This is a genomic window from Paenibacillus anaericanus, from assembly GCF_003994475.1.
Lineage (GTDB): Bacteria > Bacillota > Bacilli > Paenibacillales > Paenibacillaceae > Fontibacillus > Fontibacillus anaericanus.
Genome location: NZ_RZNY01000001.1, coordinates 168,858 through 177,697, shown reverse-complemented (window position 1 = coordinate 177,697; position 8,840 = coordinate 168,858). Strand labels below are relative to the sequence as shown.

General features: G+C 39.9%; 6 protein-coding genes. 3 read left to right on the top strand and 3 right to left on the bottom strand.

Translation table 11 applies throughout. The annotated features are described in order from the left end of the window. Window positions 1–1,296, top strand: a protein-coding gene (locus EJP82_RS00805) for an IS1182 family transposase (RefSeq protein ID WP_127190379.1) whose coding sequence is annotated in 2 segments (ribosomal slippage) — window positions 1–503 and window positions 503–1,296 — 1,297 coding nt annotated over the 2 segments. Because the reading frame shifts where the segments join, the coding sequence is not laid out codon by codon here. This gene is flagged as partial in the annotation. 344 nt (window positions 1,297–1,640) lie between these two features. Here the strand turns inward: EJP82_RS00805 and EJP82_RS00800 are convergent. The 3 genes from EJP82_RS00800 to EJP82_RS00790 all read right to left on the bottom strand — a co-directional run bounded on the left by EJP82_RS00800 (window position 1,641) and on the right by EJP82_RS00790 (window position 5,252). Beyond that, window positions 1,641–3,278, bottom strand: a complete 1,638-nt coding sequence (locus EJP82_RS00800; protein WP_425464310.1) for an extracellular solute-binding protein — start codon at window positions 3,276–3,278, stop codon at window positions 1,641–1,643. A gap of 74 nt (window positions 3,279–3,352) precedes the next feature. Further along, window positions 3,353–4,246 (bottom strand): carbohydrate ABC transporter permease, encoded by an 894-nt coding sequence (locus EJP82_RS00795; protein WP_127190113.1) that lies wholly within the window; start codon window positions 4,244–4,246, stop codon window positions 3,353–3,355. A gap of 49 nt (window positions 4,247–4,295) precedes the next feature. Next, on the bottom strand, window positions 4,296–5,252 hold the full coding sequence (locus tag EJP82_RS00790; protein WP_370877686.1) for an ABC transporter permease: 957 nt from the start codon (window positions 5,250–5,252) through the stop codon (window positions 4,296–4,298). A 199-nt stretch (window positions 5,253–5,451) separates the two neighbouring features. Here EJP82_RS00790 and EJP82_RS00785 point away from each other — a divergent pair, with 199 nt between their 5' ends. After that, complete coding sequence (locus tag EJP82_RS00785; protein WP_170220091.1) at window positions 5,452–7,026, top strand: response regulator; 1,575 nt, start codon at window positions 5,452–5,454, stop codon at window positions 7,024–7,026. Between the two features lie 23 nt (window positions 7,027–7,049). After that, window positions 7,050–8,792: a sensor histidine kinase gene (locus tag EJP82_RS00780; RefSeq protein ID WP_127190111.1), complete on the top strand. Its 1,743-nt coding sequence runs from the start codon at window positions 7,050–7,052 to the stop codon at window positions 8,790–8,792. Window positions 8,793–8,840: the final 48 nt, after the last annotated feature.

Sequence of the window (8,840 nt, the reverse complement as noted above, 5' to 3'; positions counted from 1 at the left end):
GCAAGATCATTTGCTGCGCAAAGTAGATAAACATATCGACTTTTCCTTTATCAATGAAAAAGTTCGGCCCTTGTACTGTGCGGATAATGGACGACCCGCGATTGACCCTGTTGTTTTGTTTAAGATGATATTTCTCGGATACTTTTATGGCATTCGTTCCGAACGCCAATTAGAACGTGAAATTCAGACCAATTTAGCTTACCGATGGTTTCTAGGCCTCGGATTAACAGATAAAGTGCCCGACCATACAACTATTAGCTGGAATCGGCGAACTCGGTTTAAAGGTACGAACATTTTTCAGGATATTTTCGATGAGATTGTCTTGCAGGGCATTTCCCACCGGATGGTTGGCGGACGTGTTCTGGTGAGTGACTCTACCCACGTGAAAGCAAATGCGAATAAACACCAGTACACGAAACAGCAAGTGCTGCAAAATACCAAAGATTACGTGGACGAGCTAAACGCCGCCGTTGCAGAAGACCGGAAAGAGCACGGAAAAAAGCCCTAAAACCTAGAGAGGAAGTGACTGAGGACAAAGAAATTAAAGTAAGCAAGACGGATCCGGACAGCGGATATATGATTCGGGATGGCAAACCAGAGGGCTTCTTTTATCTGGACCACCGCACGGTGGATACAAAGTACAATTTTATTACGGACGTGCATGTCACACCGGGAAATGTCCATGATTCTGTTCCCTATTTATCGCGTTTGGACCGTCAGCGAGAACGTTTTAAATTTGAGGTCGAAGCTGTTGCATTAGATTCAGGTTATTTAACTACGCCAATTTGTCGAGGTTTACAAAGCAGAAATATTTTCGCGGTAATTGCTCACCGAAGATTTCATCCGAAGCAAGGTTTGTTTCCGAAATGGAAATTCACGTTTGATGCAGAGCGAAATATTTACGTCTGCCCTGCAAGCCATGAATTGGGTTACCGAACCACAGATCGCAAGGGTTATCGGCAGTACGCGTCCGATCCAGAGCATTGCAAGAACTGTCCCTTGCTGGACCAATGTACGCAATCCCGAAACCACCGGAAGGTGGTAACCCGACATGTTTGGGAAGACAGCAAGGACTGGGTACGGAATAACCGGCTCAGCAAGTCCGGCAAACAGTTATACCGTAAACGAAAAGAAACGATAGAGCGAAGCTTCGCGGATGCTAAAGAGCTCCATGGGTTTCGCTATTGCCGTTTGCGAGGGCTACCAAACGTCAGAGAACAAGCACTGATGACGGCAGCCGTACAGAATATGAAGAAGATGGCGATCCACCTGGATCGCCTAGAGTACCGGGTTTAAACTCCTAGTTTCCCGATTTTATATCTGCCAAAATAAAAAGAGAAACCCGATGTCATGAAAATGACTGGATTTCTCGACAAGCTGAAGCCCTATCTTAGATAGGGCTTAGGGCTTCAAGCGAGTTCTCAACTTTCTTTATCAAGACTTAATTTAAGACTTTTTGATTTCCAGTCCACAAACGCTTAACACAAANCCTAGTTTCCCGATTTTATATCTGCCAAAATAAAAAGAGAAACCCGATGTCATGAAAATGACTGGGTTTCTCGACAAGCTGAGGACGGCATATGCCGTCCTTCTCTTCTATGCAATGATCCGCTAAGTATAGCTTTATCTTCAAATTCAATTTATTTTTCATTAATTTTTTTCAAGTTTTCTTGCCATTTTTGTGTTTGAAACTTCAAAAGCTTCTCATAACCAGCATTTTGAGCATCCTGTTCTGCCTTATCTAGGAGGGCTATAACTTCTTGCTCATCTTTGGCAAACAGTGCCTTAGCCCGAACCTGATCTGCAATATCAGCTATTTGTTGCATTATTATTCCTTCTGCTGAATCTGGTAGTGGATTAATGTTCCCAAATTCCGTCGCATCAAAAGAAGTTTTCCACCCAACATTGGTTTGCGACACCGTAGCCCAATCCCGCTTATCTTCAGGTAGATTCATTTCATTGACTGATTTGGATTCATCGATAAACGTCGTATTACCTGCCCACTGGAATGTATCCCAAATCGCCATCAATTTAGTTCGTTCTTCAACATCGTTAGCATATTTTTCTGTGTATAATGGTGCACCCGTATCACTCGTTCCCTGCCAATAGGTTCCTTCTGGTCCCCAAAAAATAATCCGTTCTCCTTCTTCCCCTGTCAACCAATCTAAATAAGCGAATATACCTTCGGGATTTTTGGCCGCAGTTGTAATCACACTCACATTCCAGCCAAGGGAATCAAACTCATTGACCCAAACCTTATTAGGATCAACACCTTCTTTATGAAGTGGCCAGATCATGGTATAACCAGCTTCCGGGTCCTTAGCTTTTAACATACTATTCGCTTCTGTCCCCATAACGGTAGTAGTAAAGTCACCGTAAATAGCAACCATACCCTTATTAATTTTCTCCTTCACCTGGTCCCGCGTCTGCGTAATCGCATCCTGAGTAATTAACTTTTCTTTAAACAATTTGTTGGCAAATACCATTGCCTCCCTATATACCGGGTCACTGAACAAAGATTTCAACACGTTTCCATCAGGAACCGCACGATTCATCAAATGACCAACCGTTCGATCTTCTGACATTCCCGCATATAAGAAATCAATTCCTTGTCCGGAAATGCCCACTTCAAATGGAACCACTTCTGGATGCTTCTCTTTGACTAATTTTAAATAACTATATAAATCATCGAAAGTTTCCAACTTTGGCGACCCTAGATCCTTATAAATCTTATTATTTATAGCATATCCACCATTACCCATTGGCCGTTTTGTATACCAGTTAGGAAACTGATACAGCTTTCCATCCTCAGAACGCAGCATATTAAGCGTCTTATCTCCAGCCCACTTTTTCAAATTAGGATATTTATCTAAATAGGCGTCCAGCGGTACAAGCTTACCTGCCTTTCTAAGCTTCTCTACATCTGTCCCACGATCTCCCCATATCACATCTGGTAATTTCCCCGAAGCAATCATGGTGTTAAATTTCTGCAGTGCTGTCCCACCTGATTGAATCGGTTCGACCGTTACTTTCTTATTTTCTTGAATCCACTTTGTTGCTGGATCTTGACCCCACGGATTCATCGTGTACCAATCATAATTACCATAGAAGGAGAACTTTAACGGTGTTTCCCCTAGAACAAAATTTCCTGCAGTTCCTTGGTTCACTGTTTTATTCTGATTGGATACCTCTCCCCCCTTACCACAAGCTGCGAACAGAACACTCATACTTAACATAAGAGCAAGGAAAAGAAACATTGATTTTTTTCTAATTTTCACATTCATTCCCCCATTATAAATATAGTATATAAAAGCCTAGCTTAGCTTTGATACCCCTCACTAAATTTGCAAACTCATTCCTTGATCGAACCGATCATTACACCTTTTGTAAAATACTTTTGCAAGAAAGGATAGACCAACAAGATTGGGACCGTCGCAACAAGCATCGTCGACATCGTCAGTGATTTTGTTGTAACACTTTGCATGCTGGCCATATGACCTTGAGCCGCGGCGTTCGTCTGCATCATCTGCTCTGACATAATGTTGGAGCTCAATATTTGCTGTAGCAAAGTTTGAATGGGCATCAAATGCTCCGATGTAATATATATACTTGCTGTAAACCAGTCGTTCCAATGCCATACCGCCGCAAATAACGAGAGCGTGGCAATGACCGGACCAGAAATAGGAACCACAATACTGAAGAAGGTTCTCCAATTGCCACAACCATCAATTTTTGCTGATTCTTCAAGGCCTTCCGGTAATTCTATAAAAAAGGTACGAAATATGATCATATTCCAGACACTGATAATGTTCGGAATAACCATGACCCAAAAGCTATCCATCAGTCCCAACTCACGATTGATCAGATAAGCTGGTATTAGTCCTCCGCTGAAGTACATGGTAATAATACACATAATCATAAAATATTTACGGCCAATCAACTGTTTTTTGGACATGCCATAGGCGAAGATCGCGGTACAAGTAATCGATATCGCAGTACCTATTACCGTTCGTAAGATAGAAATAACAAACCCACTCATCATTCGTTTATCTTGAAAGACAACTTTATAGTTCTCTAATGTAAACTCTCTGGGCCAAAACGTAATTCCCCCAAGCGACGTATCTGAACCTGCGTTAAAGGAAATAACGACCGAATTCCAAAATGGATACAACATCACAAAAGACATAACAATTAAAAACACATAAATTGAGATCATAAAAATTCGATCAGAATTAATTGTCCTCATAGAACTTCACCTGCATTTCAAATAATTTATGTAACATAAAGTGATCGATTTACCAGAGACTTCGGCCTAACTTACGAGCAATCGCATTCGCAATCGTCAGCAGAGCAACACTTATAATAGACTTATACAATCCAACTGCTGCAGCATAGGAGAATCGCGAATTTTTAATACCTACGCGATAAACATACGTGTCAATTACGTCCGACACATCTTGAAGTACGGGATTTTTCGCTAATAATAGAATGTCTTCAAAACCAGCACTCAAAATATCACCGACAGCTAATATCATGAAAATAATAATGACACCCGCGATTCCTGGAATAGTAATGTACATAATTTTCTTCAACCGGGTGGCACCATCGATTGATGCTGCTTCATACACTTCAGGATTGATACCTGCTATTGCTGCGATATAGACAATCGCTGAGAAGCCTATTTCCTTCCATACTCCTGTTGAGATTAAAATTCCCCAGAAATAATTCGGAATCGAAAGAAAGTTGATCGGTTCATTAATTAGATTAAAATTCTCTAGCAACATATTTAAACTTCCATTTTCCGTAGCTAGAATCGACATAGCTAAACCCGACACAATAACCCATGAGAGAAAGTGTGGTAAGTAACTGATTGTCTGAACTATTCTTTTGAAACGTATATGTGCCACTTCATTCAAAATAAGAGCCAAAATAATCGGTGCAGGAAAACCAATTAGCAATCGTAAAAAGCTGATCACTATTGTGTTACGCATGACGTTCCAAAAATCAGGAGAATCAAAGAACATTTTAAAATGCTTAAAACCTACCCACGGGCTATGAAAAAAGCCTCCAAATATGTCGTAGTCTTGGAATGACATTAACACTCCATACATAGGTAAGTAAGCGAAGATAAAAATGAGCACCAATGCGGGTATCACCATAAGCTGCAAGTCAATTTGCTCCATGTATCTGACTCGGAACTTTTTCCTGCCATCTTTAAGGGGCATTGCAGCAGTTATGCTGTCTTTCTTCATTTCAACACTTCCTCCGTTGACTGATATTAATTCGATATAGCCTATAGTAAATTAGCTGCAAATTTAAAAAAACTAATGCATGCAACGATTTATAGACTTCTGCAATGATCTTAATTTGTGTTCATTGCCAGTACGAAGAGTAATGTGATGTAATATGAATGTTGGCGCTATCAAAAAAATTAATATCAGGAGGATTAGCATGTACAATGTCATGCTGGCGGATGATGAGATCTTGGATTTACGAGGACTGGAGAGGTTTATCCCTTGGGAAGAACTTCAGATGAATGTTGCAGCGGTCGTAAACAATGGTTTAGCAGCACTTGAATATATGAAGACAAATATTATACATATCCTAATTACTGATATTCGTATGCCCATCATGTCAGGTCTCGAAATGTCACGCGAGGCACTATTGTTGAATCCACAACTAAAGATTATTTTTATAAGCGGATACGAAGATTTTCAATATGCCCAACAAGCTATGCAGCTTAACGCACAGAGCTATGTACTAAAACCGATAGATGATGAGGAAATTATACAAGCACTTTATAAGGTAAAGGCCCAACTCGACCAAGAGACTCAGCGTTCAATGCTAGAGAACGCCTACCACAAAACGCTTCCCGCCATTAAGAATGATCTACTACTTCAACTCTATGAAGGTCAACTAGATTGGAACACAAATGCAATTATGCTGACAGAACAATATGGAATTAAGCTATCCAAGTGTGAGCTAGCTGTTGCCTATATTGCTATAGATGATCTGGCTTGGAAGCTTAATACCTATAAAGAACATGAAGCTAAGGATATCGTAAATAGAGTTTATCAAGTGATCGACCAACACTGTAGACAGCACGACATTTATACCTTATGCAAACTGTCTGCACATCAATTCGCCATGATAGTTGAGAGTAATCACCAACATACCCAACTGCTTAATGATTTAATACGAGATATCGCAACAACACTTCCTATTACGATTACCATTGGTCTAGGAAATGCATTCTCCTCGTTTGAGCAGGTGCAAGCCTCTTATCAGCAAGCCTTGCAGGCACTTGATCTCAAAATGCTTATAGGTAAAAGCATAGTTATCCGCTATGGAGATATGGAGATCAAACATGTAAAAGAAGTCCAGCATTGGGAAATGGCGCTGGACGCTCTCTTTGTTGAGATGTCTAATTATCACCTGGTCCAAATTCACGATGAATTAGAGCATCTATTCACCCTGATTCGTAGTATGAAATCTAAGGTGACCGTATACAATTTTTCCATTCAAATTATTTCTAAGCTTGATGCGTATCTGGCAAATGTAAATGAAGATTTATTTCAAATGCCCGGCATGCAGCTTGAAGATCTCCATATTATTTTTAAATTTGAAACGATAGATGATATTAAAACCTGGCTATGCAAAAAAGTATTTGAGATTTCTGAACTTTTACATCTTAAGAAGCAAAAAAAGAATAACCGACTCATCGAATCCATCGTTATCTATGTCGAGGAGCACCTACACGAGAATATCGTATTACGCGATGTCAGCAATTACTTTTCCTTCTCCCCTAATCATTTTGGAGTTCTATTCAAACAGGGAACTGGCATTAACTTCAGTGATTATGTAGTGGAACGCCGGATGGAAAAGGCGCGTTGTCTGCTTCAGGATCATCAATATAAAATTTATGAAATTGGCGCACGGGTCGGATACAAAAATCAAACCAATTTCAGCAGGCAGTTTAAAGACCACTTCGGGGTGACCCCCGGAGATTACCGGAAACAAAGCTAAAGAGGTTGAAGGAGACGCGATGTATGAAGCGTGAGAAACGATATTTTTCATTTGGTTACAAGCTCATGATTTCTTATATCTTTCTGCTCGTTTTACCGGTAGTTTTCGTTGGAATATTTGCCTATAACACATCAGTGCATTCGATCACAGAACAAACCAGCGCTAATATTCACGGTACCCTACAGCAGATTCAAGACAACATTAACTATAAAACGGAAGATATTATGCGTCTGACAGACCGGTTGTATTATGATCGAACGCTAGCTGACTATTTACGGCGATATGATGATGGCTATTACAGCTACGAGACGACGAAGAGCTACTTACTTCCCAGTCTGCAGAGTACAATCCATTCAACTAAGCATAATATCGCACTTTCCGTTTACATCAAGAACGATACAATTCCTGAAGTATTCTTTCTTTATGATGGTATGGATCCCTTAAGAAAAGGACCCTTCTATGAAATGTATCACCTACAAAGGATTGTCGACAAAGAATGGTACACAAGTCTCCCCAAGGAGGAATATGGTCTCACTACGCAATGGAGCCAAATAGAGAGCGATAAGCAATTTCAGAACATCTCCTTGCTTCGCAGACTGATGGATGCCTTTGAGCCTACCGATCCCAAAATGATCGGTTTCATAAAGATTACCGTTAAAATATCTGATATTCTACAAAGCGTAGATTACCAGAAAATTCGCAAAGGGAGCACATTATATATTGAGAATGAGCTTCATGAGGTTATTTACATCTCTTCTGATGATCCGAACATAACTGCCGAGCACATTCACTCCTTAGATAATCAAGATTTTTTACAAATTAAACAGCCGATTCCCAGCCTCAATTGGACTCTCGTCGCCAATATACCAAATCACGAATTAAAAAAAGAACTGTTCAATGTAAAAATAGTAACCCTGTTACTTTGCATAATTAGCATCGTTGTCTTCTCAATCGCGGGTGTTTTTTTGTCAGCTTATTTTTCCAAACGAGTTACTAAAATTGTATCTGTGTTGAGCTCATTCCAAGAGGGGGATTTTCATAAGCGGCTTCGTTATAAGGGGCATGATGAATTTAATCAAATCGCTTCCGCACTAAATGATATGGGAGAGAATATGAACCAACTCATTCAAGATGTCTACCTATCCAATCTTCAGAAAAAAGAAGCTGAACTGGAATCACTACAAGCTCAAATCAATCCACATTTTTTATATAACACGCTCTCTTCTATTAACCGACTGGCGCAATTTGGGGAGACAGAAAAGCATCGCGAAATGGTCAGTGGACTAGCTAAATTTTACCGACTCAGTCTTAATGATGGATTAACAATCATCTCTATTGAAAAAGAGCTTCAGCAGGTGCAGGCTTATATAGATATTAAAAAAATTCAATACGAATCACGTATGAATTTTAGTTATGATATCGATGAAGAAGTGCTCAAATATGATACAGTAAAGCTAATTTTACAGCCTTTTGTGGAAAATATACTGGAGCATGCTTGGTATGCTGATCGAATTCATATTCGCATTGTTGCTACTGCAGAGCCGAGTGGAATCACCTTTAAAATAATTGACGATGGAATGGGAATGAACATAGAAACGATCGATCAGATATTTAACAAAAAAGGAATTAAAATAGGATATGGTATACGCAATGTCGATCAACGTATTAAACTGCAATTTGGTGAGGCCTTTGGCGTTTCACTGCATAGTCGACTTGGCATTGGAACTACCGCTAAGCTCACCATTCCTTACTATATTCATTCCTAGAGAACATAAATCGTTGTATAGGTACATTGTTTGGATCAGGATATAAAC

Excerpts from the sequence above, each read along its gene's own strand:
- EJP82_RS00795 (WP_127190113.1), bottom strand. The coding sequence starts at position 4,246 with ATGAGGACAATTAATTCTGATCGAATTTTTATGATCTCAATTTATGTG.
- EJP82_RS00790 (WP_370877686.1), bottom strand. The coding sequence starts at position 5,252 with ATGAAGAAAGACAGCATAACTGCTGCAATGCCCCTTAAAGATGGCAGG.
- EJP82_RS00785 (WP_170220091.1), top strand. The coding sequence starts at position 5,452 with ATGTACAATGTCATGCTGGCGGATGATGAGATCTTGGATTTACGAGGA.
- EJP82_RS00780 (WP_127190111.1), top strand. The coding sequence starts at position 7,050 with ATGAAGCGTGAGAAACGATATTTTTCATTTGGTTACAAGCTCATGATT.